The sequence below is a fragment of the Ferrimicrobium sp. genome, assembly GCF_027319265.1.
Classification (GTDB): domain Bacteria; phylum Actinomycetota; class Acidimicrobiia; order Acidimicrobiales; family Acidimicrobiaceae; genus Ferrimicrobium.
On the sequence record NZ_DAHVNP010000070.1, the window covers coordinates 1 to 23,563 of the forward strand.

Annotated in this window: 19 protein-coding genes; 8 read left to right on the forward strand and 11 right to left on the reverse strand. The window is 58.3% G+C overall.

Annotated features, from left to right (window positions below; translation table 11 throughout):
• Window positions 1-318, reverse strand: a 318-nt coding sequence (locus tag M7439_RS10240; RefSeq protein ID WP_308464488.1) for a sulfatase-like hydrolase/transferase, incomplete at its 3' end; no start/stop codon positions are given.
• A 58-nt stretch (window positions 319-376) separates the two neighbouring features.
• Here M7439_RS10240 and M7439_RS10245 point away from each other — a divergent pair.
• Window positions 377-1,483, forward strand: a complete 1,107-nt coding sequence (locus tag M7439_RS10245; protein WP_298343808.1) for a lysylphosphatidylglycerol synthase transmembrane domain-containing protein — start codon at window positions 377-379, stop codon at window positions 1,481-1,483.
• A gap of 1 nt (window position 1,484) precedes the next feature.
• Here the strand turns inward: M7439_RS10245 and M7439_RS10250 are convergent, their stop codons facing one another.
• Complete coding sequence (locus M7439_RS10250; protein ID WP_298343811.1) at window positions 1,485-2,510, reverse strand: EAL domain-containing protein; 1,026 nt, start codon at window positions 2,508-2,510, stop codon at window positions 1,485-1,487.
• Between the two features lie 120 nt (window positions 2,511-2,630).
• Between M7439_RS10250 and M7439_RS10255 the strand changes: the two genes are divergently transcribed.
• Window positions 2,631-2,906 (forward strand): hypothetical protein, encoded by a 276-nt coding sequence (locus M7439_RS10255; RefSeq protein WP_298442435.1) that lies wholly within the window; start codon window positions 2,631-2,633, stop codon window positions 2,904-2,906.
• 53 nt (window positions 2,907-2,959) lie between these two features.
• On the opposite strand, the gene M7439_RS10260 is transcribed toward M7439_RS10255, so the two are convergent.
• Window positions 2,960-4,399, reverse strand: coding sequence for an EAL domain-containing protein (locus M7439_RS10260; protein WP_298343817.1), 1,440 nt, complete (start codon window positions 4,397-4,399; stop codon window positions 2,960-2,962).
• A gap of 652 nt (window positions 4,400-5,051) precedes the next feature.
• Window positions 5,052-5,441 (reverse strand): helix-turn-helix domain-containing protein, encoded by a 390-nt coding sequence (locus M7439_RS10265; protein WP_298343822.1) that lies wholly within the window; start codon window positions 5,439-5,441, stop codon window positions 5,052-5,054.
• Window positions 5,442-5,549: 108 nt separating this feature from the next.
• Between M7439_RS10265 and M7439_RS10270 the strand changes: the two genes are divergently transcribed.
• Window positions 5,550-6,203, forward strand: a complete 654-nt coding sequence (locus tag M7439_RS10270) for an FMN-dependent NADH-azoreductase (RefSeq protein WP_298343824.1) — start codon at window positions 5,550-5,552, stop codon at window positions 6,201-6,203.
• A gap of 446 nt (window positions 6,204-6,649) precedes the next feature.
• A complete protein-coding gene (locus tag M7439_RS10275) occupies window positions 6,650-7,588 on the forward strand; it encodes an amidohydrolase family protein (RefSeq protein ID WP_298343826.1) in 939 nt (312 codons plus the stop codon).
• Between the two features lie 539 nt (window positions 7,589-8,127).
• Here the strand turns inward: M7439_RS10275 and M7439_RS10280 are convergent.
• The 4 genes from M7439_RS10280 to M7439_RS10295 form a co-directional block, all read right to left on the reverse strand.
• Window positions 8,128-8,982, reverse strand: coding sequence for an alpha/beta fold hydrolase (locus tag M7439_RS10280; RefSeq protein WP_298343829.1), 855 nt, complete (start codon window positions 8,980-8,982; stop codon window positions 8,128-8,130).
• Window positions 8,983-9,053: 71 nt separating this feature from the next.
• Window positions 9,054-10,283, reverse strand: a complete 1,230-nt coding sequence (locus M7439_RS10285) for a dipeptidase (protein WP_298343832.1) — start codon at window positions 10,281-10,283, stop codon at window positions 9,054-9,056.
• Window positions 10,273-11,697, reverse strand: a complete 1,425-nt coding sequence (locus tag M7439_RS10290; RefSeq protein WP_298343836.1) for a M20/M25/M40 family metallo-hydrolase — start codon at window positions 11,695-11,697, stop codon at window positions 10,273-10,275. The genes M7439_RS10285 and M7439_RS10290 overlap by 11 nt, the downstream gene beginning before the upstream one ends.
• 290 nt (window positions 11,698-11,987) lie before the next feature.
• Window positions 11,988-15,275: an SNF2-related protein gene (locus tag M7439_RS10295; protein WP_308464489.1), complete on the reverse strand. Its 3,288-nt coding sequence runs from the start codon at window positions 15,273-15,275 to the stop codon at window positions 11,988-11,990.
• Window positions 15,276-15,716: 441 nt separating this feature from the next.
• Here M7439_RS10295 and M7439_RS10300 point away from each other — a divergent pair, with 441 nt between their 5' ends.
• Window positions 15,717-16,430: a GntR family transcriptional regulator gene (locus M7439_RS10300; protein ID WP_298343842.1), complete on the forward strand. Its 714-nt coding sequence runs from the start codon at window positions 15,717-15,719 to the stop codon at window positions 16,428-16,430.
• Complete coding sequence (locus M7439_RS10305; RefSeq protein ID WP_298343844.1) at window positions 16,427-17,833, forward strand: aminotransferase class V-fold PLP-dependent enzyme; 1,407 nt, start codon at window positions 16,427-16,429, stop codon at window positions 17,831-17,833. The genes M7439_RS10300 and M7439_RS10305 overlap by 4 nt, the downstream gene beginning before the upstream one ends.
• 77 nt (window positions 17,834-17,910) lie before the next feature.
• On the opposite strand, the gene M7439_RS10310 is transcribed toward M7439_RS10305, so the two are convergent.
• The 3 genes from M7439_RS10310 to M7439_RS10320 all read right to left on the reverse strand — a co-directional run bounded on the left by M7439_RS10310 (window position 17,911) and on the right by M7439_RS10320 (window position 21,024).
• Window positions 17,911-19,077 (reverse strand): G1 family glutamic endopeptidase, encoded by a 1,167-nt coding sequence (locus M7439_RS10310; RefSeq protein WP_298343847.1) that lies wholly within the window; start codon window positions 19,075-19,077, stop codon window positions 17,911-17,913.
• Window positions 19,078-19,082: 5 nt separating this feature from the next.
• The gene (locus M7439_RS10315; protein ID WP_298442438.1) at window positions 19,083-19,307 is read right to left on the reverse strand and encodes a hypothetical protein; all 225 of its coding nucleotides are present in this window, start codon (window positions 19,305-19,307) and stop codon (window positions 19,083-19,085) included.
• Window positions 19,308-19,971: 664 nt separating this feature from the next.
• The gene (locus M7439_RS10320) at window positions 19,972-21,024 is read right to left on the reverse strand and encodes an aldo/keto reductase (protein ID WP_298343854.1); all 1,053 of its coding nucleotides are present in this window, start codon (window positions 21,022-21,024) and stop codon (window positions 19,972-19,974) included.
• Window positions 21,025-21,373: 349 nt separating this feature from the next.
• Here M7439_RS10320 and M7439_RS10325 point away from each other — a divergent pair, with 349 nt between their 5' ends.
• Window positions 21,374-22,366: a YihY/virulence factor BrkB family protein gene (locus M7439_RS10325; protein WP_298343857.1), complete on the forward strand. Its 993-nt coding sequence runs from the start codon at window positions 21,374-21,376 to the stop codon at window positions 22,364-22,366.
• A 464-nt stretch (window positions 22,367-22,830) separates the two neighbouring features.
• Window positions 22,831-23,382, forward strand: a complete 552-nt coding sequence (locus M7439_RS10330) for a PH domain-containing protein (RefSeq protein ID WP_298349228.1) — start codon at window positions 22,831-22,833, stop codon at window positions 23,380-23,382.
• The last annotated feature ends 181 nt before the right edge of the window (window positions 23,383-23,563 follow it).

The following is a 23,563-nucleotide window of genomic DNA, read 5'->3' on the forward strand; positions in this document are numbered from 1 at the left end:
TCCAGGAAAACCGATGGCCAGATCGGCTACTCTGCCCATCCCACTGCGATGATGATTGCGACCGGTAAGCAGACAGGCTCGGGTAGGCGAACAGAGTGAGGTCGTATGGAAGTTGGCAAGGCGGACACCCTTGTCAGCTAGCGCATCGATGCGCGGTGTTGCGATATTTGACCCATAGCAACCCAGCTGGGCAAAGCCTACATCATCGAGTACGATGAGCACCACGTTGGGTGTGCCGACTTTTGGTTTTGGTTGGGGCGGCCACCACGGTACCGAGGTTCGCCAATCTTTACCGATCTTGCCTTGGAACTCTTCCATGCCTATCCTCGCTCCTCTTTGGCTTCAACCCATGCCACACAGCCAGTACGATGGGCCTATGGGTCCTCAGCAACGGTCAAGACGGCTGCTTCTTCGTACCCTGCTCAGCGTTATCGTAATCGTCGTCGTTTTTGTACTCCTCTTTGGCTCACGCTCGGAACTCATCTTTGCCCTGCATCGGCTCACCCATCTCAACTTCGCCTGGGCATTCGCCGCCATTGGATCAGAGATAGCCTCCATCACGTGCTATGCACTTCTACAACGTCAACTCCTCACCCTCACCGGTCACCATATCCGTTTTGCCTCACTCTTTGGACTCACTCTCGCCACCGATGCAATCGCCGACTCCCTGCCCGGCGAACCGCTCTTCTCCAGCGCTTTTCGCTTCACGCAGTATCGCAGGCATGGTGTCGACCGATCCAACGCTGCCTGGGTGATGGTGGCGGTGTTGGTTGCCCTCGCGCTCGGGCTCTCCATCCTGCTCCTCATCGGAGCCTCATTCGCTGCGATCCTGGGACAGCACGGGACACCTGATCTGGTCTTGATCCTCGTTGCGATCATGCTCCTCGTCGTGATGGTGATCGTCTTGACGCGTGTATCGCTCTGGCTTTGGACTCTGAACCTCGTTGCCCGTGGCATCAAGTATGCGCCTCGCCGCGTTCGATTGCCGAGTGAACGGGTGCTCCAACGGGCACACGACATGCTGGCTCACTTCCGCATCGGTCCACGGGATGCGGGGCTGCTTGGGCTGCTCGGGCTTGGGGAATGGGGATTCGATCTCGGTTGTCTGATCCTCGTCTTTCCGGCACTTCACCTGGCTATCCCGTGGAGTTCCGTGGTATTGGCCTATAGCGCGAGTCAAATCGTCGGAATCCTGCCGATCACACCGGGAGGTCTCGGAACGATCGAGGGGAGCCTGAGTGGGGTGCTGGTGGCCTTCGCGGTCAGCACCCATGATGCAATCACCGCGGTGCTGGTGTATCGGCTGATCTCCTATTGGATCATCATCGCAGTGGGTTGGACCGCCTTTGTGGTCATCTGGGTCCTCACCCGGCGGGAGACGAGACATCGAGCCAACTCAGCACCTTCGACGCTCATCGATCATGGTCCCATGATCGATCATGAAGGAGGTAGTAACTCGTCCTCATGCACCCACCGGCGCTAGATCAAAGCAGGGGCCAATGGACTTCGCGATCGGGTTGGGCCGCTGGCTTGGCAAAGATAAAACCTTGGATCAGCGTCGCACCGAGGTCGATGACACAGCTAAGCTCTGCCACGGTCTCGACTCCTTCCGCGACGACCTCGATTCCCTCGCTTCTCACGGCTTGAATCAGCCCACCCACAAGTGCACGCTTCAGGGGTTCACTGTCGATATCAGCGATTAACTCTCGATCAATCTTGATGACATCCGGCAACAGACCTGCAATCGTATTCAGGCCTGCGTAGCCACTACCAACATCATCGAGCGCCACCTGGAAACCATGACTGCGATAGTAGCGAAAAATCCTCTTGAGATGGGCAAAGTCAAGGATCTGCTGACTCTCGGTGACTTCAAAGACAATGCGACTGGGGTCGAACTGATGCTGCTCAGCAATCGCCAGTGTCGTCCTCAGACACTGGCGTGGATCATAGATAGCATTGGGAAGGAAGTTGATGAAGATCCGGCCGTCAAGTTCGATTTTCGCCGCCGTTGCAATCGCCGTCTCCCGCGAGAGACGATCGAGAAAAAAGATGGCGTCCATCTTTTGCGCATACGAGAATAACCGCAGCGGAGAGATCAACGCCCCAGAACGACTTCGCCCTCGACTGAGCGCCTCGTAGGCAATCACCTGCGAGGATTCAACGGAGACAATCGGTTGGAAATGCGTCTCTAACGCCTTGCGTTCGAGACAATCCTCAACCTCTGGAGCATCCTGAGTGCCGAGGAGGTGTTCGACGGTCGTCACGCTGCGCAACGTATTGCTGTCGATAGCCACCGACGCATCGTGTTCGATGACGCGGATCTGTTCACGTTGGTAGGCGGTGAGACGCGTATCGGCACCAATGACCGAGACCACGTACGCGAGGTCGACGTCTTGGGGCATGAGGACAGCCCCTTCCTGCCGATATCCGATCCCCGCCTTGCGCAAACCACCGGCAACCCTTCGTCGCAACTCCTCCTGATGAATCACAAGGACGTGTGGGTCGCTCATATCTGGCGGCCTAGACGGTACAAACCCCTGACAACTTTCACAACCCAAGATCGACCCCTCGTCTACTCCCTATAGTCAACTTCGGCACCTGAGTGCGCAACTCAAATCGAAGTAGCAAAGTTGCTCAGTCGTCCCGTCCACACCGATACCATCTCTGCCGAACGACAGGAGGAGTGCCACGACATGGACCGAACCCCCGCACCACTAGCTACGTTCAAAGAGCAACAGCTTCCCCGTGTCTCATCACCAGGGGCGGCCCAAGGCTACCACCGCAGCGGCGCCTGGACAGCACCGTCCATCACGGGCCACAACATCCGCTCCGATCACCAACGCTTTACATTCCTCGCCCGCCACCCCCAGCTTCTCATCCTGCCTCCCTTGAGTGACAGAGCCTGAGCCCGATGGACACGCTTCGCCGATGGCGATGCCGACGACGAGTCAGCCTGCAGTTATCCCACCGAAGGATTCTTGGCATGAGGCGATTGCCTCCGAGCATCGATCACCGGTGCATCGGGGGAGCTCTCGCGTTCAAAACGAGCGTGTCCCCGATGCCGTGGATGGTGCCTAGCCAAGAGTGGGTCCAACTCGGCAAGTGGAGCGGGTCGGGCGAGATAAAAGCCCTGGCCATAGCGAACGCCAACATCGACGAGGGTGTTGAGCTGCTCGACGGTCTCGATCCCCTCCGCGACCACCTCAGCCCCGATCTCGTTACCAAAGATCACAAGCGCGCTCGCCAAGGCTCTTCTCACGGGATGGGTGTCGATCCCCCTGGTCAACTCCCGATCGAGTTTGATGATATCCGGGGCCACCTGGAGGACGACGGCCAGGCTAGCAAAGCCAGTACCGGTATCATCGATGGCGATTTTACAACCGAGATCACGAAGGTTCTGGCAGGCCTCTTGGAGCTGCGGAGAGTCGACGATGTCCGTGTGCTCGGTAAGTTCGACGATCACCCTCGTCGCGTCAACGGTACCGAGCATCTTACAGAGCTCGTCCGACATAAAAGTCGTAGGGCCCGCGTTGATGGCGAGGGAGATGGGGTTCGGCAATCGCGCGAGAAGTTCAAGCCCACGCCGGATCGCGAAGAGTTCGAGGGCAACCCCGAGGCCGACTGAAGCTGCCTGGTGAAACCAGTAGTCAGGCGCCCGAGGTGGGGTGGTATGGAATCGAGCGAGCGCCTCGACCTCGGTGATCCGACGCGATTCATCAAGACGCATGATGGGTTGTGCGACCATCGTGAGCGCGTCGGTTCGCATCATCTTCTCGATCCGACGACGTTTACTGGCGCGCCGTTGGGTCTCGGGTTGGAGTACCTTGGTGATAAAACTTGAGCGGGCAAGGGCGAAGGGGCACTCATCGGTGGCGAGTTCGGGGACGAGGTGGGTGAGCTGGCCACGGGTGGTGGCGATCTCGGCCTTCTCAGTCACGTCGATGAAGTCAAGGACCGCACCGGTCACGCTGGCCACAAAATCAGCCACACTCGAGAGCTGGAGTACATCTTCCGGTGAAAAGGCATGAGGCAGAGGAGAAGCTAGCAGCAAAACTCCGATGCTTTCCTTCCCGCGAAGGAGGGGAACGTACAGCATGGAGTTGATCCCCAACTCCCTCCAGATCGCTCTCGTTGAGCTAGCTGCACTAGCGATCTCAGGACAGTTTTGCACTGTGCCCATCCTCATCGTCTGACCAGAGGTGCTCGTTTGGACCCTGATTTGCTTGTCAGCAGGGCGACACAACCGGCCGGACCCAGCGATCTGGTAGAGGACATCCCCTTGGGCGATCTCGACAGCCACACCATCGGCCGCAGGGACCAGTTCCATCGTCTCATCCATCAGCCGTTGGAATATCGACTCTGGCCCACCGGCCCTCCAACCTATCTGCCCTACTCCCATGGCAGCTCCTCTACTTTTGTCATGGCTTTACTCGTGTCGTAGCTTCCCTGAAGCGACGATTGCTTGTTCCCATGCCGTTATCCGGATATTATCACCTATCGGTCCGATGGTTATAGAAGGTTAGGGCGAATCTAGGATTGCGTCAGTCAATCTGACCTCATCACAGCGGTTTTGGTCGCCACCAACACCACAAGGCGAGATCGACGACGAGGTGGGGTTCTTCCGCGCCACCATCGGGACCCGTTCATGGAAACCGTTCAACGACATTCCTTGTTCGGCCACGCTCGAGGCATGGGTATCGGCAAGGTCGATGACCCAACTCCAGGGTTCAAGCCAACATGGTTGGCATCTTGTGCCACATCCGCCTGCTTCGATCGTGTGCGCGACGTCACGACGGGGGTGATGATCGAGCTCGGGACCGCGACCGACGATCCGGGTTTGCGCTCTGTCCTTGATCACCAGCCTGGGCGTCGAGGTGAACGATGCGGCTTGGCACTGCTAACTACACACCTCACTGGTCATCCCGCAACGATCAGCAGTCAGTCCCAGGTCTGAGATTCCGACACCTCGCCAACCTGTGGACCAACCACGCTGACACACACCAATCGGTCAGTCGCTACCACTGCGACTGGGTCATCAACCGAGAGTGGCGCTAGCGATCAGCGCGCGACATGATCGCGGGGTCGTGCTCTGCGAGTTCAGCCTCCCGACTCACGAGATGTTCAGTCGCCCATCTGGCCAGTTCGTCCAGCACGGGAATGATCGCCGTTCCCGCCGTAGTGAGCTCATAGCTCACCCCCGGTGGCCGTGTAGCCTTGACGGATCTTGTCAAGAGTCCAGCCGCGACCAGCTCGTTCAATCGTTCAGACAACACCGAATCGGTGATCGGAGCGAGGGACCTTCGCATCTCCGAAAAGCTCGCTGGCCCCTTACTGAGTGTTCCCAGCACGAGCCCGCTCCAACGCTTTCCTAGCACTTCGAAGGCGCGCACCAGCCCTGCATCACAGTGCCGGACGGCGCATGCATCTCGCGAGGACTCCATGGGGCAATGCTAACCGAATTATCTCCACCCCGTCGATCACAGCGTGAGGCTTATTACTAGTGTTTTCCTAGTATATTGGTTAATAGTAGCTAGTAGGAGGATACGACCTTGCAACTTTTCCGCCTTGACGCCAGTATTCGCACCGAGGGATCGCACAGCAGCCAGATGGCCGACATCGTCGAGCAGGAGTGGCGCGACGCTCACCCTGACGGTCGTGTCATCACCCGCCATTTGGGCAAGGATCCGATTGCTTCAACCATCTGGCCATTAGCCGTGATGGCCGCCTACACCCCTTCCAACGAGCGGACGCCCCAACAGCGTGACGCACTAGCGCTCGTCGCCGAACTCACCGACGAGTTGCTCGATGCAGATGCGATCATTGTGGCGGCTCCCCTCTATAACTATGGCGTCTCCCAACACCTGAAGGCCTGGGTCGATCTGATCATCACCGATTCGCGCATGAGCGCCGAGACAAGCCCGCTTGCGGGGAAACCGGCCGTGCTGGTGACCGCTAGAGGAGGAGCCTATGGGGCAGGAACACCACGAGAGGGATGGGATCATGCGACACCATGGATGCGGCGTATCTTCGCTGATGTCTTCCAACTCGACCTTCGCATCGTTGAAGCAGAATTCACCCTGGTCGGTGTGAACCCCGCATTGGATGAGTTCAAGGAGCTCGCTGCCACTATGCGTGCAGCGGCAGAGACAACGGCACGCGAATACGGCCGAGCCATCGCTCGGAGTGAAGGTACTGCTGCCTGACCCGATCGAGGGATTGCCGAGGGCGGATCGAGTGGCATCGGCGCGCCTCCATGCCAGCAACTCAACCCCTCGGTGATCGACGTGACCGGACATGAGATGATAGGTCCGCTCCGCAGCCCATGCCCGCCACACTCCATTGCCGCGGCGAGGCCCTACCCAGGGTACAAAAGGGTACAAAGCCGCATCGGGAAGGCGCAAAGGAGGGTACCCTTGGTTGCCTGGCGCTAGCTTGACAGCGCTTGGTCACCCAGTCCGTCCCAGCTCGACGCATGTATCACGCCATGGTACGCTTCGCATCGGTGATCGATCCACGACAAGGGACTACGCTCTGACTCGCTCGTCCAGTAGGTCACTCCGCCGACACCGGAGTCACCGCACCTCCTCAGCGACAAATGGGCTATCCCTTTGGTAGGATTGTCGCCAGTGCCGACTGGAGGGAGCCAGGGATGCGGATCGTCGCTATCGAAGAACACTATGCCCCGCGGGACCTTGAGGCAGCGCGAGGTGGCGCGACGAACTACCCCAACGAGCTCGGCACGCTCCTCGACGAGGTGGGTGAACAGCGCATCGCTGACATGGATCGCCATGGGATCTCCTTTCAAGTACTCGCCTCGACGCCACCGAATGCCGCCAGTGCCGCAGAGGCGACGAGGTGGAACGACAGGCTCGCGGCCATCATCGCTACCCATCCTGATCGATTCGGAGGATTCGCCTCACTGTCCACCCCTGAGCCGGAGTCCTGTCCAGCCGAACTTGAGCGAGCGATCAACGACCTCGGATTCTGCGGTACGATGATCCATGGCCATGCGAACGGTGTCTTCTGCGACTCACCCAGCTTGTATCCTACGTTTGCGAAGGCAGAGGAGCTCGGAGTTCCGATCTATCTGCACCCGACACCCCCTGTCCCGGCCGTATTTGATGCATACTATGGTGATCTCAAGCCCGATATCGCACAGGTCCTCTCTACAAGTGGTTGGGGATGGCACGCGGAAACGGGCCTGCACGCGTTACGTCTCATCGTCACTGGAGTCTTCGAGAGGTTCCCAGGGCTCCAGATCATCATCGGCCACATGGGTGAAAACGTCCCATTTTCGCTCGCGAGAGCCGAGGCGACCCTCGGGCGTGTCACCCCCGAACTGACCCGCTCGATCAGCCAAACCTTTTGTGAGAATTTCTACGTCACCACTTCGGGCTACTTCACTCTCCCTCCGTTGCTGTGTGCCGCAATGGTTGTCGGTGTCGACCGACTGATTTTTTCCGTCGATTATCCTTTTGCACGCAACGAAGAGGCTCGAGCCTTTCTCGATACCATACCGTTCTCTCTCAGCGATCGGCACAAGATCGCCCATGCAAATGTTGAACGCTTACTTCCAATCCCAACCTAGAAGACGTGGAGAGGATGGCGAGGTAGCTCCGGCCCGGATAGGGCAGCTGTCGATCTCCCCGCAACCGCGCTGAGGGCGAGGCCTACGCTCCTCCTCCAGAAGGACTCCATCCCAGGTGGAAGTGGTAGCTACCTGCCAACCGTAGACAGAGATTGTGGAATGCGTTCCCATCGAGCGCCACAAGGGAGGCTTCCAGCAGGACCTGCAAGCGAGGGACGATAGTGCAATTCCCGTCGATACCCGACGCTCCAGGCACCCTATGACATCGCGCCGATGGTGTCGCCAACCAGTTGACCCGCAGCGTTTGTCAGCAGGCAGTAACCTAGTGCGTTACCTCCACGCCGGTGTAGCCAACGCGATGGGTGCTGGCGATCCGGTGAGGGTCCATCGACCACCTCGATGCAGCTGCCTACACGTGAGCTACCAAGCAGGGATAAGCGAGCAACCAGGTTCTCCCCGACATGGTTGACCAATGGACAAGGGCACGAGTGATGCTCGTATCGCACCCGGTGGGACCGCAAGAGAGGGAAAGGTGATCTCTACGCTTGTGGGTTTTGTTCGTCAAGGGCTTTGGTAAGAAACTCCCGCATCACCGCCTGGAACGCGGCAAACTCCTCGATCTGGGGTGAATGTCCCGACCTCTCAAAGACAACGAGTTCCGCGTTTGGGATCAGTGCAGCAATGGTTTCAGCATACGAGACGGGAGTCACCCAGTCGGTTCGGCCGACCGTCACCAACGTTGGGCATCGAACCTTGGGCAGCTGTGCGCGCAAATCATAGGCTGGCATATTGTGCTGAAAACACCAGTTATGCGCCTCATGCCGATAGATGCCCGCATCCACCCGACGCTGTGCCTCTACGGGGTCATACGCAAAATCATAGAGTGGGATGATCTCAGCCCACCTCGCCTTCAGATCCTCATCGTCGTAGATCTCTCCTTTCCAGTAGCGATCGAAGTTCTCCCAATTAATTTCGATACGCGTCTGGTTGCGAGCATTCTCGTAGGCACGGGCAAGGTTTGAGTTGTCAGCGGAGGTATCTCGCAATAGCATTGCTTGCACTCTGTCAGGATAGGCAATCGCATACTCCATGGCAATGAAGCCCCCATAGGATCCCCCCGCGACTAAGACCTGTTCAACACCCATCCACTCACGCAGTCCATCGATATCGGCGGCCCACTGGGCATGAGAAAACGGAGGCTTACCTTCACTCAGTCCACAACCCCGGGCGTCAAAGACCACTACCCTCACCATGTCTGATAAGGGAGCAAAGGTCGCTTTTGGTTCGCTGAGCGACCCGATCCCACCTCCACCGTGATGGGCAATCAGCACAGGAAGACCCTCTGCACCAAAAACCTCAACGTTTAGCTCATTCTCGTTGATAACGACACGCATTCCTTCTCCTTGTTCAACGTCTATGGACCCATCCGGTACGTGGAGACCGGGCTACCGATGCTCGCCATCGATCACTTCGGCCACACTGATCCGAGCGCGCGATAGATATTGCCGCCGATGACGGCTTGGATGTCCTCATCGGTAAACCCATGCTTGACCAACCAGTTCGAGATGTTGGTGAAGTTCTCCGTCGGATTCTCAAGCCCATCGACATAGGGGACCGGTTCGTACGGGGGTGTCTGGGGCCGCTCACCGATGCCGAGTAGTGAACCAAAAACCTTGTGCATCTGCACATGATCGCCATAGAGGGTGTCCGGTCCGAAGGCCACATGTTCGATGCCAACGAGATCGATACAGTAGAGTAGATGGTCCATCACCGACTCGATAGAGTGGCGAGAATGCGCTGGAGAGATGGTGGTGTGTGGAGCCGCTGACATACCGATCACCCCACCGCTCTCAGCAACCGCACGCAGGACCGCATCAGGCTTCATCCGTGGTGTGTTCCATATCGACCGTGCTCCCGCATGGGTGATAAACACTGGCTGCTCGCTGTGTTCGCAAGCGTCAAGAGCCGTCCGATCCGAGGAGTGTGACACGTCAATCGCAAGACCGAGTTGATTCATTCGACGCACCGCCCGCCTTCCAAACAAGGTGAGGCCCCCGTCAGTGGGCTCATTGAGGCCACTCCCGAGCGCATTGGCATCCGAATAGGCGATGCCAATCTGGCGAATACCCAAACCAAAGAGGATGTCGAGCCGGTCCAGCTCGTTCTCGATCGGCATTGCCCCCTCCAGACCGAAGACAATCCCGATCTGGCCAGATCCATAGACCCGATCGATATCGGCCAAGGAGCGAATCGGAACGACCCGATCCTGGTGAGCGAGATCGGCGAGCCGGTGACCGAGATCAGCGATCACATCGTCCCAGCGCCATGGAGCTTTACCAGTGACACATGCCGTACCGTCCATCATGTTGTCGAACACCACCGTCATGCCCGAGGCCTCGAGGCCGGCATAAGCCGTGTACTGACGTCCCGCTCGGTAGTGTTCGGGAGTTTCTTCCATGCGAAGCGGGAAGCGAACCGGATGGTCATGGAAGCTGATCACCAAACTCTCGGCAAGAAGCCGCTGCGCCCGATCTCGTTCTCCCTCCGTTAACCCCTCCTTATATGCGGGGACCCGATCGAATTCAGGCGCCAACTCAATCGTGGAGAGACCGGCGTCGGGGCCAAGATAGGTATACGCCAGGTAGGGGTGGGAATTCTCTGGTTCGGTGAAGTCCGGTCGATCCTCATTCGCCATCGCTGATCCTCGATTCCCTCTGCGCCAAAGGCTGAAGTCGGTACGGTCCGGAGGCCAATAGGCGCCAGAGTTGTTCCCAGGCGAGCATGCCCTCTCGCAACCGACGAATGCGCAGATATTCGTTGGGGGCATGCAACCTCTCATCGGCCGTTGAGAAGGAGAAAAAGAGTGTCTTGGCCCCGAGGAACTCCTCAAACAGCGTCACCGGTGGCAGCGTGCCGGCGATCTTGGCGAGCAACACCTCTTGGGTCGGATAGACACTGGCTAGTGCAACTTTCGCTGCGCTGATCGCTGGATGATCGGCGTCGATCGTGTAGGCCCGACTGCGTGCTGGATCAACGTTGAGCTCGACATCGACTCCGGGTAACGTGATAGCCGCGCAATGGGCTTGCAAGGCAGCGACCACCGCATCCGGTTCCTGGTCCGGAACCAGGCGGCAAGAGATATTCGCGACGGCCCTGTGAGGGATCACCGTGTACTTGCCACCGGCTTTCACACCGTTGACCTCCAACGTAGGGCGCTCCCACAACCGTTCCAATAGAGAGTAACCCGCTTCACCAAATCCCTGTCGGAGCCCCAAGCCCTCCAGAAACTCCTGTTCATCAAAGGAGACCGCTGCTATCGCTCCTCGTCGTTCATCGCTCAGCGCCGCTATGCCGTCGTAGAAGCCCGCCACCGCCACGCTACCATCGGTGTGATGCAGACCGGCGATGATCTCGCAGAGGGCATGGACAGGGTTGGCGACCACCCCACCATAGCGCCCGGAATGCAGGTCCCCTTCCGCACCGGTCACGACAAGATCCATGGAGAGAAGACCCTTAGAACCAATGGAGAGTGATGGTTCGTCGGGACGCCACATGGCGCCATCAGCCGAGATCACAAGGTCGGCGCCCAACAGCGCAACGTGTTCTGCGACGAATGCGGGGAGATGGGGACTCCCGATCTCCTCCTCGCCCTCGAAGAGGAACTTGACATTGAGGGGCAGACGACCCTCTTGGTCGATAAAGGCCTGGGCGACCTTGAGGACGATATAGACCGGACCCTTGTCATCGGTCGAACCGCGTCCTCGCATCACCTCCCCATCCACCGTCAAGGAGAACGGGTCGCTCATCCACTCCTCAAGTTGGCCCGTGGGCTGCACATCGTAGTGGCCATAGATGAGAACGGTCGGTGCCCCCTCAGCACCCAGCCACTCGCCCATTACCACAGGATGACCCGCTGTCTCCACGAGATGACCATTGGCGAAGGAGAGCTGATCGACAAGCCACTGAGCCGCCGCCCTCATCACCGTTGGTGTCGCATCTCGACTGACGCTGGGTATGGCTACATAGTCCGCCAATTCGCTGAGATAGCCGGCATCGTCGGGATCAAAGACGAGCACGGCCATGCCTCCCCGTCGCGATACCGCAGACACCGCACCGATCCTCGCGATCTCCCATCCGTTGACCCCCCATTGGTGAACCTCAAACTGGCTCCGTCCACCTCGTCGAGCACGATCGTCGTTTACCAGTTTCTTGTACTATATCTTACAATTCTAGATTATATTGAAATGGGATTACCAATCTGTCATACAGGAGCGACCGCCACTACCAACGTCCTCCAGTGATGGCGACTGCTGATCACAGGACTTGACCTGTGATCGTTCCACAAGCCATGCGACTTGCTAACGCAGTGATGCCATCGCTGTCGGGCCAGTACGCGTCGTTACCGGCTTTTGATCGGCAACGGACTCAACAGCGAGGAGATGTCATCCTGGCCGAACTTGACCGAACTCGCCTGCGCTTCATCAAGCACCCCAGCGGCCAACTGGGCCTTTCGCTCCTGCAGTGCGAGGATCTTCTCCTCGATGCTGCCTGCGACGATGAGCTTATAGACAAAAACCGGCTTAGTTTGCCCAATTCTGTGGGCACGATCGGTTGCTTGATCCTCCGCGGCGGGATTCCACCACGGATCGTAGTGAATCACCGTGTCGGCCGCCGTCAGGTTGAGTCCGACACCGCCGGCCTTCAGGCTGATCAGAAAGAGAGGTACTTCCCGATTCTGGAATCGATCAACGGGCGTCTTGCGATCCCTGGTATCGCCTCGTAGGGTAACAAAATCGAGCTTTGCCTTCGCTAACTCAGCTGCAATAATATCAAGCATCTCCGTAAACTGGGAAAACAACAAAATCCTTCGGCCATCCTCGATCAGCTCCGGAATCATCTCCATGAGCGCGGTGAGCTTGGCAGAGCTGGTGACCCGTTTGGCCGTGTTGCTCTTGAGAAGTCGTGGGTCACAACAGACCTGTCGCAACTTGAGCAAGGCATCCAGAATGATAATATGGCTCCGTTCGATGCCACGGCTCACAATCTCATCGCGAATCCGTTTATCCATCGTTGCTCGTACCGACTCGTAGAGATCGTGTTGTGCACGTTCCATCTCCACCGCCTGGATCACCACACTCTTAGCCGGGAGTTCAGCCGCTACCTCAGACTTCGTTCGTCGGAGAATAAAGGGCCGGACGCGTTGAGCCAACACGTGGAGGCGATCGAGATCATGGTGCACCTCGACCGGTGTACTCCAAACCTCGCGGAAGAAGTTGCGATCGCCGAGAAACCCTGGGAGCAGGATATCAAACTGCGACCAGAGCTCAAGCAAATGATTCTCGATCGGCGTTCCACTCAGGCACAGGCGGTGAATCGCGTTGAGCTGGCGTATAGCACTCGACGCCTTCGCGGTAGGGTTCTTCACGTTCTGTGCCTCATCAAGGACCAAGAGGTGAAAGGACTGCTCCTGGAGGGCTGCGATATCACGCCAGATGAGCGCATACGTCGTGAGGACGATGTCGTGTTCCCCAATCGTTGCAAAGGACGCTTTACGATCGGGTCCATGCAGCGTGAGGACACTGAGTTCTGGAGCAAAACGAGACGCCTCGTCCTGCCAGGTGTTGATCAGGCTCGTCGGCACGACGACCAGGGCTGGCGAAACCAGCCGGCCCGCCTCCTTCTCGGTCAGAATATGGGCAAGCGTCTGCAGCGTCTTGCCGAGCCCCATATCGTCAGCGAGGATCCCACCAAGATCATGTGCGCGCAGAAACTGCAACCACGACAGACCTTCACGTTGATAGTGTCGCAGGTCAGCCATGAGTCCTCGCGGTGGTTCAACCAGCGCTGGACCCTCTCCCGTGAGCCGGGCACCAGCGAGTCCAAGCACTCGATCGAGTCCCGTCGTATCCCACTGGTGATCCCCGACGAGAGCCTTCACGCGGCCAGCGTCAAAGACCGACAGGCGTAGGTCATCGGCGCTTCGAGAGAACAGATCGATCAAGGTTCCCACGATGTGTTTGAGTCTTCTCGCCTCCACGGCCACCCGGGGAGAATCAGGTTGCTTCAGGTAGATCACCTCATCGTCGTCGATCCGCGAGAGACCTCCTGGGCTGAGCCACCGTGGATCCCGATTGAACAACCCGATCAGCAGCTTGCCGAGATCGAAGCGTTCACCGTCAACGGTGATACCGAGATCGAGGTCAAGCCAGCCCTCCTGGCTCGACTCTACATCGAGATGCCAGGCAGAGACCGTCGCGTGGTAATAACGGAACATTGGATCGATCTCTACCTGCCAACCCTTGCTCCTGAGCTCTTGCACGGTCTCGCCCATGAACTTCTCCCATTTGCTTGGGCTAACAGTTCCAAAGGCGAGCCGCGTCGCTGGGCCACCCAATGCTTTGACGACGGAGGGGCTGAGCTCTTCGAGTTGTATCGACGCTAGCTCTTTTCGTGCCTTCTTCTCTGCCCTCTTGTTACGGGTAAGGTGTACAGTTCGCTGCTCGCTCGTCTCGATGAGCTCGCCTTCTTCGCCGACTTCGACCACGACCTCACCATAGCGAAACTCTGCACGTGCAAAATCGATCATCCCATCGCTCATCCGTAGCATCCAGGTTCCGCCATGCTGGGGCACCGGCGCACTCGAGACGACAAGTGCTGGCACCAATGGCGCCTTTACTGTTGGGAGTGTCTTGTCCGGCCTTTCACTCGGCAGGGCAATCGGTTGACCAACGTTTTGCAGCACCTCCTTCGCACGCTTGGCTTCAAGAGGATTCAGTGCCGGAGCTCGTAGGATAGCGCTAACAAGGTGCTTCGGCGCTTCCGTGATGACAGAACCGATCTCTCCGGCCTGCTCATCGATGTAGAGGATCTCATCTTTTGTCGGCAGACACCAAGCATCACGCTCACCAACATCAAGAACGGGGACTTGCTCCCCGCTGCTCACCACCCGCCACCGAAGCACGCCTGTCCGTGGGTCACCAAACTTCAGTGGGGACCCGGCATTTGGCCGTCCAAAGAGACGACCCGTCCCCGCTAGTAACTCGAGGGCCCTTGATGCGTACACTCCCCCAAGCCCGAAGTAATCGAATTGGTACTCATTGGGTTTCACCGCGTCAAAAAGCAGCATCCTGATGGCGTCGAAATCGATCGGCGTCACAAAGGTAGGTTGGATCTTCAAGATATGGCGAAAGCTCGTCCACGGTTCGAGTTTGGGGCCGAGCCCTCCATTCTCCTCCCGGCGGGTCTTGAAACATGCCAAACGAGGGGGCAATCGGTCTTCGCCGGGCAAAATTCTCCAGATAATGGCCACCGCCTGCTCGCCATCTTCCATCGCTGGAGGTGTCGCAACGACCGCACGCCGTACGTCCTCAAGCCACTCCTTGGCCTGGGACCGGATCTCCGGTCCCCTGTCCGGCTTCGGGGTCCGCAAGGCCACAAGGGCCGCTGCAGCACCATGTTTGCAGCGCGTCGACACCGGGCAGGTGCAGATCGAGAGCATGCGATTGCTGGCGAAGTGCACGACCACACGATATGGCCGTACGGCCGTCCCCTGCACGTTGGCCACAATGGCATCGACAGTGACCGACTGCAGATCCACCCGATGGAGATAGCCTTCACCCTTTTGGATCTCGCGCTCTCCAAAGTAGCTCGCCGCATCTTGCCGGGTGAAATTCAATCCGTCCATCATCGACCCCTTATTTGCCTCTCAACCCATGACAGCGCAGTTGCCACTCTCAAGCCACCAACTCACCATGGAGTGACCCGCCAGCGTCCACCAGCTATTTCTCAACATTTTGGGAACCATCAATGATCAGAACTGCCAAGCCTAAGCTGCGTCCGAGTGATGAAGGCACCGCCGGTCTCCTCACTTTGTGTCACCGAGACCAATCTACCCAGTGATGCCACCAGGAGCGAACCGATCCCCTCGATGCACCCATCGACAGCCATGATCAGCCACTCGATTGACTAGCGTGCGGCTGCTCTTGTCGCGGGCCCCACCCCCTGCAGAGCAGCGTGCTCAATGGCTCCCCAAGGACGACCGCGGCACTGCTCATACCCTCGACTTGCCCATCGACACAACGACCACCACGTGCCGACCTCTCAACAGCGATAGGGTATGGTGGTAGGAATGGTAGTTGGTATACCGAATGTAAGAGCTTCACGGAGCAACGATGCCTACCGTGTCCTCAAAGGTATGATTCTTCGCGGGACGTTAGCTCCTGGCGCTGAGTTCACTGAATTGGGGGCCGCTGAGCTGGTCGGTTCGAGTCGGACACCAGTCCGTGAGGCGTTGGCGCGACTACGCCACGATCGCCTCATCGTGTTACTCGCCGCTCGTCGCTACGCCGTCGCCCCCATCGCCATGGGCGATGTCCGCAATCTCTTTGACGTACGCCGACTCATTGAGTCCGAGACAACCCGATTAGCGGCGGGGAGGGTTGACGGCGAGCAGTTACGCGCACTCGATCAGCTCTGTGCCGACACCTATGATCCAGCCGATCCGGAGAGCATTCAACGATTCCTACGGGCCAACAGAGAGTTCCATCAAGCCGTAGCCAGAGCCTCGGGTAATCCCCGACTCGTCGACCTGCTCAGCCCGCTCCTCGATGAGATGGAACGGCTCCTGTACCTTGGCCTCCAACACAGCGACCGCGGGGCTGCGATCATCCACGAACACCGCTCGCTGATCTCCGCACTTGAGGCCGGCGAGACAACCCTCGCTGTAGGAGAGATCCATACCCAGCTTGACGACGCTCTCGAGATGGTCACCCAGGCCTTTCTCGATGGAGCCTTCGACAACGCTTTGCTGACGGTCAACTTAGATGGAGGAACAGACGCATGACCACCAACCCAGTCTCCGAGGCCGCAACAACCGCATCACCGCATCACCAGCTCGACCTAGTAGGTTCTTCGGTCGAGGTTCCCCTCGTCTCCGGCGAGTGGCGTCGCTATGTCAACCTTGACTATGCGGCCAGCACCCCGGCTCTGGTTGACGTCGCTGCCAAACTCGAGGCGTTCCTCCCCTATTACAGCAGCGTTCATCGTGGTGCGGGTAGGAAATCACAGATCTCCACCGCTGCCTATGAGGGTGCACGCGAAACGCTCCGTCGATTCTTCCACGGACGTCCAACTGATACCGTTATCATCACACGTAACACCACTGACTCGATGAACCTTCTGGCAAGCTGTCTTCCAGCTGGAGCGAGGGTTGTGGCCTTTACCTCCGAGCACCATGCGACTCTTCTGCCTTGGGCACAGACGCCGGGCAGCATCCACTACCTCACTATGCCAACGAGTGCCAGCGTCGCAATCCAGGCACTCTCCGACTACCTCACCCAACACCCGGATACCACTCTGGTGGCGGTCACCGGTGCCTCAAATGTCACCGGAGAGGTCTGGCCGATCGCCGAGCTGACGCGGTTGGCCCACGACCATGGGGCACGCATCGTCGTCGATGCTGCGCAGATGGCCCCGCACCTCCCCATCGATATGACCTCCCTCGACGTCGATTATCTTGCAGCCTCGGGTCACAAGCTCTACGCCCCCTATGGGGCAGGCGTGCTGATCGGGAGAGCTGACTGGCTTGACAGCGCAGCTGCCTATCTCCGCGGCGGGGGTGCGGTCGACTTCGTCACTCCGACCGAGGTTCTCTGGTCGAGCGGTGCACCCCGGCACGAGGCAGGGTCGCCCAATGTTCTTGGCGCAGTCGCGATGGCCATCGCCTGTGACACGCTAGCCAACTACGGGATGGACAAACTCGCAGCCGAAGAGATCAGCCTCGCCCAGTACGCTCGCCAGCGCCTAGGCGAGGTACCAGGGATCGAACTGTATCGCCTCTGGGAACCTGAGGCACCGCGAATCGGGGTGGTAACCTTCAACCTTGCCCCCTACGATCACAGTCATCTCGCTGCAATCTTGAGCGCTGAATACGGAATCGGCGTACGCCACGGATGCTTCTGTGCCCACCCATTGATTCTTGAGTTACTCAACGTCTCCGATGATCAAGCCACGTCGTTGCGGGCCGAACTCAAGGCTGGCCGACGGCCTCGCCTCCCTGGAGCGGTACGCATGAGCGTGGGAATCGGCACGACCCACGAGGATGTCGATTACCTCGCCGCATCACTCACTCAAATCGCCAACCATGGAGCGCGCTGGACCTACGCGATCGACCCAACGACCGGCGAGTTCGCACCCGATCCCGACCCCAGACCATGGCCTGACCTCCCCATCACGCTCCTCACCTAGCGTCGTTTCACCACCACCAATACGGGAGGCGGCCAACAATATTCTGTGGCCACCTCCCTTGTTGGCAAGGAGGAAACTTAGCTCTGCTGGTCGTCGTAGTAGACCTTGAAACCGCTATAGGAGCTATGGAATTGTCCCGGATACGTGGCCACATTCCCTGACTGGACCATCGCGGTAGGTACCATCACTTGACTAGCCTGAGCTGAACTCGATACCTTCACGTCGAAGAACTTGATCGGACTCGAGAAGGGCGTCGGGGCCGTCTGACCTGCAGCGGTCGTTGGCGCTTCCACAATGAAGTCAGCGCTGTCACCGAAACCATAATAATTTCCGGTCCCACTCACCGACTGTCCAGTGGTCAGGTCAGCGACCGTCACCTTCCACTCGGTGCCCGTCACCTGCGCAACTGTGACTTGCATGTCATTGCCTGGCGCAACATTCATATTGGGAACCGTCTGCGAGGGTGACGGTAAGTTCTCAACCCACGGAACGATCTTCACGGAACCCGTCGTCAGGTCGGGGATCTCATAGACGCCTGCTTGGATGAGGGTCTGATTCCCGGAGGTGCCACCGATGCCGACCCACTCTGCCAATGAGCAAGAGAGGCTCATACCACCGGAGACATCACTCTGGCACGAGGCCGGCAACGAGGAGGAGATGGTCGGAACCACAAACTGAGCACTCGCCCTGGTAAACGGTACCCCGTTTGGCGAGTAGTCAACGTATCCCGACCAGTTGCCCGAAGGAACATCAACGACAACCGGTACGGTGACTTGACTCGACTGCCCTGCCGCGTCGGTGACGGTGATCGTTGCATGGCCATTGCCTGGCGCCGTCGGAACGCCATAGAGCAAACCACTCGGCGTTATCTGCAGCCAGCCGAGATTGCTGTTAATCGACCACTGTAGCCCACCATTACCGCCAGTTGCGGACAATTGCTGTTGGACTTGGGTCCCCTCGATCGCACCGATGCCCGATGGGGCCTGAATCTTGAGGGATGAGGCATTCCCTGTTGAGGAGGAAGCCGGCGTCGCCGCTACCTTGTGATTGTACTGTTGAATGAGGGTCGCGAGCGAGTTCGAGGAGTTCTTCGACTCAAGGCTCCTCCGCGAGGTCGCAAAAGTACTAGGGTTATTGACCTTGGAATGGGTCACCGGTGCGGTCTGGGCACCCCAAAAACCGACCGCCAACGCTGCGGTGGCTCCGACAATAGCGAGTTTCCCAGCTGATGAACGTCGTACCATGATCTTTACGCCTCCATTTCCTCTGTCTGATTTTCACGCAACTGGTCACCAAACAACCAAGCATTCAGGGCAACGGTGTCTCTGCGCATCGTCGGCATCCAACGACCGGCTCGTTCGTTGCCCCTTCCGAACTCGCCCCGAACGACCACAGCAAGACCATCGGCGAACCCGCCATCCGCGTCATTGCCTTGAACCTTGTCACTACCAGTTGTGAGAATCTCAATCATCACTCGTTACTCCAACGCTTCATTCATCAAGGTAGGTGCGCGGGCTTAGTGGAGCACAAAGCGAAGCGTAAAGAAACCTGGATGAATGAGCAACCAAGCTGTATCGAGAAGACGCGCCACCAACGACACGTATCAAGGAGTGGTGGCCCCCTTCTCAGACCCACCCGAATACCGCACCCACAACTGGAGGAGATACCACCGCAAGCTCGGCCCGGGCTTGGTCCCCTCGTTCAGCACCTCTTCGTCCTCGATACGGGACTCTACTGCTGCGGAGGTCAGCACGCTAGGGCGATACGTCTCGCGCCGGCGCGAGCGATGGCCCTCCTACCCTGGATCGGCTCATCTACCGCCCTCATCACCTCGCGGGAAGGACGCCTCGCTAGCAGTAGCCTCTCACTCTCACCCAGCCCCATCTGATCCGAGCTGTTGGAACGTCATCAAAGAAGATAGGGAATCGAAGTACGGTCCTGCGCCGCCCTATCCCCATTGATCGCTCACACGACCCATCGACGAGATCACCGCTCTTGGTGCTCATCAACACCCGCGCTCCACTACACCATCGGCGAAAACGTGGGCTCGCCGCATAGGACCTGTCGTGAGCGCAAGGTCGATTGACCCGTCCCAGCGAACCAGCGCCAAACACAGAGGACACGGTCGGTGCGTATGCTCATCGCGTCCGACTCCGCCGCATCCAAGGGTTGACGAGTGCCTCGGTGACGTAGGCATTGCCGTCGTCAGCAACCGTAGTCCCAGGGGCGACAATCTCATCGATGCGATCGAGTACCTCTGTGCTGAGTTCCACATCCACCGCACCCAACTGACTCTCCAACTGATCCATCGTCCTCGGCCCAATAATTGGGCTCGTCACCGCTGGGTGTTGCAGCACAAAGGCCAGAGCGAGGTGCACCAGTGTGATGCCGCTGTCCTCAGCAAGCTGGGCAAAGTCTTCGACCGCATCGAGTTTCGCTTGATTAGCAGGCAAAGAGAGGTCAAAACGCGCCGGCATCATCTGTGCTCTCCTCGTCTGGGGAGCACCCTGATCTCGACGGATTCGGCCCGATAGCCAACCTCCAGCCAATGGACTCCACGAGAGGACACCGAGATGGTACTTCTCGGCGATCGGCAGTACTTCACGCTCGATGCCACGATCGAGTAGCGAATATGGCGGCTGCTCGGTCACGAAGCGGCCGAGGCCACGTCGTTCGGAGATCCACTGATCCTCGACCATCCTTGCGGCGGGGAAGGTCGAGGAACCAAAGGCTCGAATCTTACCTTGGCGCTGAAGGTCGGTTAAGGCAGCAAGCGTCTCGTCGTCATCGGTGTCAGCATCTGGACGATGAACCTGGTAGAGATCGATCCAGTCGGTCTGTAACCTCCGAAGACTCTGTTCAACCTCTTGGATCATCCAACGGCGTGAGTTGCCTCGCTTGTTAGGGTCACCGCCGGGCGTTCCCATCGCCACGTCCATCGGTCCATGAAATTTCGTCGCCAGAATCACCTCATCGCGGCGTCCTTTCAGGGCCTTGCCAACGATCACCTCAGACTCTCCCTGAGAGTAGACATCAGCAGTGTCAATGAAGTTCACACCCGCATCAAGGGCGCGGTGAATAATCTGGGTCGCGGCGTCGTGATCGGGTTCTCCCCAAGCTCCAAACATCATCGCGCCGAGGCAGAGTTCACTGACGTACATACCGGTATGGCCAAGGTTACGATACTTCATACCTTCATGCTATCCCTGTTGGGAGATCTGCGTCCTGGCGCAATCTGGGTCCCAAACGTGGGATCCCCTAGTGTCTGGGCCCAATCACGCACGTGCGAGGCGTGAAACCCCTACTGATGGCGACATAGTGCCTGCGATGAGCGATCGTCGCCAATCGCTCCTGGGCCGAAAGGCATAGTCATGATATCCGCAGACACGCCCGGACTCCTGCGAGGCAACGGCACTGCGATCGCAGGCCCCCTGCATGCCAAACATCCGGACGACGCATGCGAGATGCACAAGGGTTGCCATGCCAGTCGCTTGATCGGGAGCAGGGCAATGGCCATGTTGGCCTTTAGGATGTAACGACATGCCCGACATCGCCCAGCTCATGCGCAAAATCGATGGCCTCCAACAACGGACGCGACCACTTGCCTTCGCCTTTGCCGTTCTTCGCAAATACGGGCAGGACTCCGCCTCCAACTGGGCACTTCTCATCGCATACTACGGATTTGCCTCCCTTTTCCCACTCCTGCTGGTTGCTGTTACTTTGACTGGGATCATCTTCGCCCACGATCCTGCGCTCTCGCACCGGATCTCGAACACCGTCTTTGCGCAGATACCCGTCATCGGACCCGAACTACGCTCCAAGGCAGGCGTCCACGCACTCGATGCCCACAGTCCGATCGCGCTTGTCGTCGGAGTCGTCGGAACCCTTTGGGGTTCCCAAGGCATCGCGTCCTCGGCACAGGAAGCGATGGCAACCGTCTGGAACGTTCCCATGACCGATCGGCCTGGATTTCTCCCACGCACAGGGCGGAACTTTGGCATCCTCGCCATCTTGGGCGTCAACGTCCTGGTCACCTCCTCGATCGCCACCTTTACTGCCACGCTCGCAGGACATGAGATCGGTAAAGTACTGTTGATCATCGGAACTGTCGCGATCAACCTCGGACTCTATGTCGTTGGCTTTCGCCTCTTGGCACCCAAGATGATCCCCACGAAGGACCTCTTGCCCGGGGCGTTGATCGCAGGCGTCGCCTGGAGTGCCCTCCAACAACTCGGTGGCTTCCTCGTCGGACATGAACTCGCACACGCTTCGGCAACGTATGGTGTCTTTGGGCTCGTCCTTGGCCTCATCACATGGCTTGGCCTCACCGCCACTCTCACACTCTACGCAGCCGAGGTGAATGTCGTTCACGTCAGAAAACTCTGGCCCCGCAGCCTCGTTCAACCGCCACTCACTGCAGCAGACAAGGCAGCACTCACCGCGCTCGTAGAGCAGCAACGTTACCGCCAAGAACAGGAGATCACGGTCGCCTTTGGCACCCCTTCGGACCCGAGTGCCAAAGACGCCAAATAGGCAGGGTTCTGTGGGTACTCTCGCTCAGTATGAAACCCATTCTTGCTGAAAGTTGCCACCACACGGAGGGTGCGAGATCAACTGGTTATCGCGTATTTGCAGCACTTGACTGAACTAGCCCCAGTGCGATTGACTGAACTTGTCTCACCCTCAACACCACTGGTCAATTGCACAGCACCGAAACCGGCATCGGATCCGTGCTACCCATGATCCAAGTCGTGCACCGATGTTGGTGGCGTATGATAGGGGCGGGGCAAGGCATGTCGATTATTCGTACAGTTGATTAACGCCTAATCGTTGGCCCCGAGGAAGCGAAGGAACTCCTGTTTAGCGCTTTCAAGATCGCTGATCTCAGTCCTGAAGTAGCTTCTGGGGCAGTCATTGGCCATGCGAAGGCGAAGTTGACAAGGAACCGTTGGGCTGTGGACGATACTGCTATAGAGAGACCGCATCCCAATGGATCCTTGACTGAGCTTCGAATCGAGATGCCGGCGGGCACGAAGCACTTTGCCGTCGCCGACGAGATCGCACGCTACTTGCCGGAGGAAGTGTTTGACGGTTGCGGGCTGAAGAATGCAGTTGAGTGGCTCAGCAAGGTAAGCAAACTCGCTGGTTGGCGTGAGTTTCGCTCCGTCGATCACTATCTTTCCTCCACAGAGACACTTCGGGCAATCGGCCAAGGCCCATGGCAGGGGAATCAGTCGATGGTAGTGCTCAGTGATGAGCGCTTGTTCTTCTTGACAAAAGGCTTCGTCGGTGCTACCAGTGAAGAGTTCTCCCTCACCGCGATCAACTCGGTCGTTGCGAAGCGGAGGCCCATCGGTGAGGAACTCATTGTGACCGTGGCTGGTAGCACAACATCCATCAGCCGAATGATGCACGGACAGGGAGATGCAATTGCTCGGGGGTTTAGAAAGGTGAGGACAAACATGAAGTCCTCCCTCTCGGCTGAGGCTTCGATTGAGTCGGCCACCTCTAGGGCTGAAGAACTGGCTAAGTTCGCGTCCCTTCACTAGCAGGGAGTTCTAACAGACGAGGAGTTCGCTGGCATGAAGTAGCAGGTTTTAGGGATTTAGCAGCATTGCAGATACTTGTGGTGGGGACCGCTCGACGGGTTAGTCAAAACTCCCTGACACAACACGGATGGACTGTATGGAATCGCTACCCATGGAAAAAGGGTGACGCCACCATTACGGA

Bases quoted from the DNA above. Each gene is read 5' to 3' on its own strand.
- M7439_RS10320 (WP_298343854.1), bottom strand. From the start codon at position 21,024: ATGAAGTATCGTAACCTTGGCCATACCGGTATGTACGTCAGTGAACTC.
- M7439_RS10305 (WP_298343844.1), top strand. From the start codon at position 16,427: ATGACCACCAACCCAGTCTCCGAGGCCGCAACAACCGCATCACCGCAT.
- M7439_RS10275 (WP_298343826.1), top strand. From the start codon at position 6,650: ATGCGGATCGTCGCTATCGAAGAACACTATGCCCCGCGGGACCTTGAG.
- M7439_RS10285 (WP_298343832.1), bottom strand. From the start codon at position 10,283: ATGGCGAATGAGGATCGACCGGACTTCACCGAACCAGAGAATTCCCAC.
- M7439_RS10265 (WP_298343822.1), bottom strand. From the start codon at position 5,441: ATGGAGTCCTCGCGAGATGCATGCGCCGTCCGGCACTGTGATGCAGGG.
- M7439_RS10250 (WP_298343811.1), bottom strand. From the start codon at position 2,510: ATGAGCGACCCACACGTCCTTGTGATTCATCAGGAGGAGTTGCGACGA.
- M7439_RS10310 (WP_298343847.1), bottom strand. From the start codon at position 19,077: ATGGTACGACGTTCATCAGCTGGGAAACTCGCTATTGTCGGAGCCACC.
- M7439_RS10260 (WP_298343817.1), bottom strand. From the start codon at position 4,399: ATGGGAGTAGGGCAGATAGGTTGGAGGGCCGGTGGGCCAGAGTCGATA.
- M7439_RS10280 (WP_298343829.1), bottom strand. From the start codon at position 8,982: ATGCGTGTCGTTATCAACGAGAATGAGCTAAACGTTGAGGTTTTTGGT.
- M7439_RS10245 (WP_298343808.1), top strand. From the start codon at position 377: ATGGGTCCTCAGCAACGGTCAAGACGGCTGCTTCTTCGTACCCTGCTC.
- M7439_RS10325 (WP_298343857.1), top strand. From the start codon at position 21,374: ATGCCCGACATCGCCCAGCTCATGCGCAAAATCGATGGCCTCCAACAA.
- M7439_RS10295 (WP_308464489.1), bottom strand. From the start codon at position 15,275: ATGATGGACGGATTGAATTTCACCCGGCAAGATGCGGCGAGCTACTTT.
- M7439_RS10300 (WP_298343842.1), top strand. From the start codon at position 15,717: ATGGTAGTTGGTATACCGAATGTAAGAGCTTCACGGAGCAACGATGCC.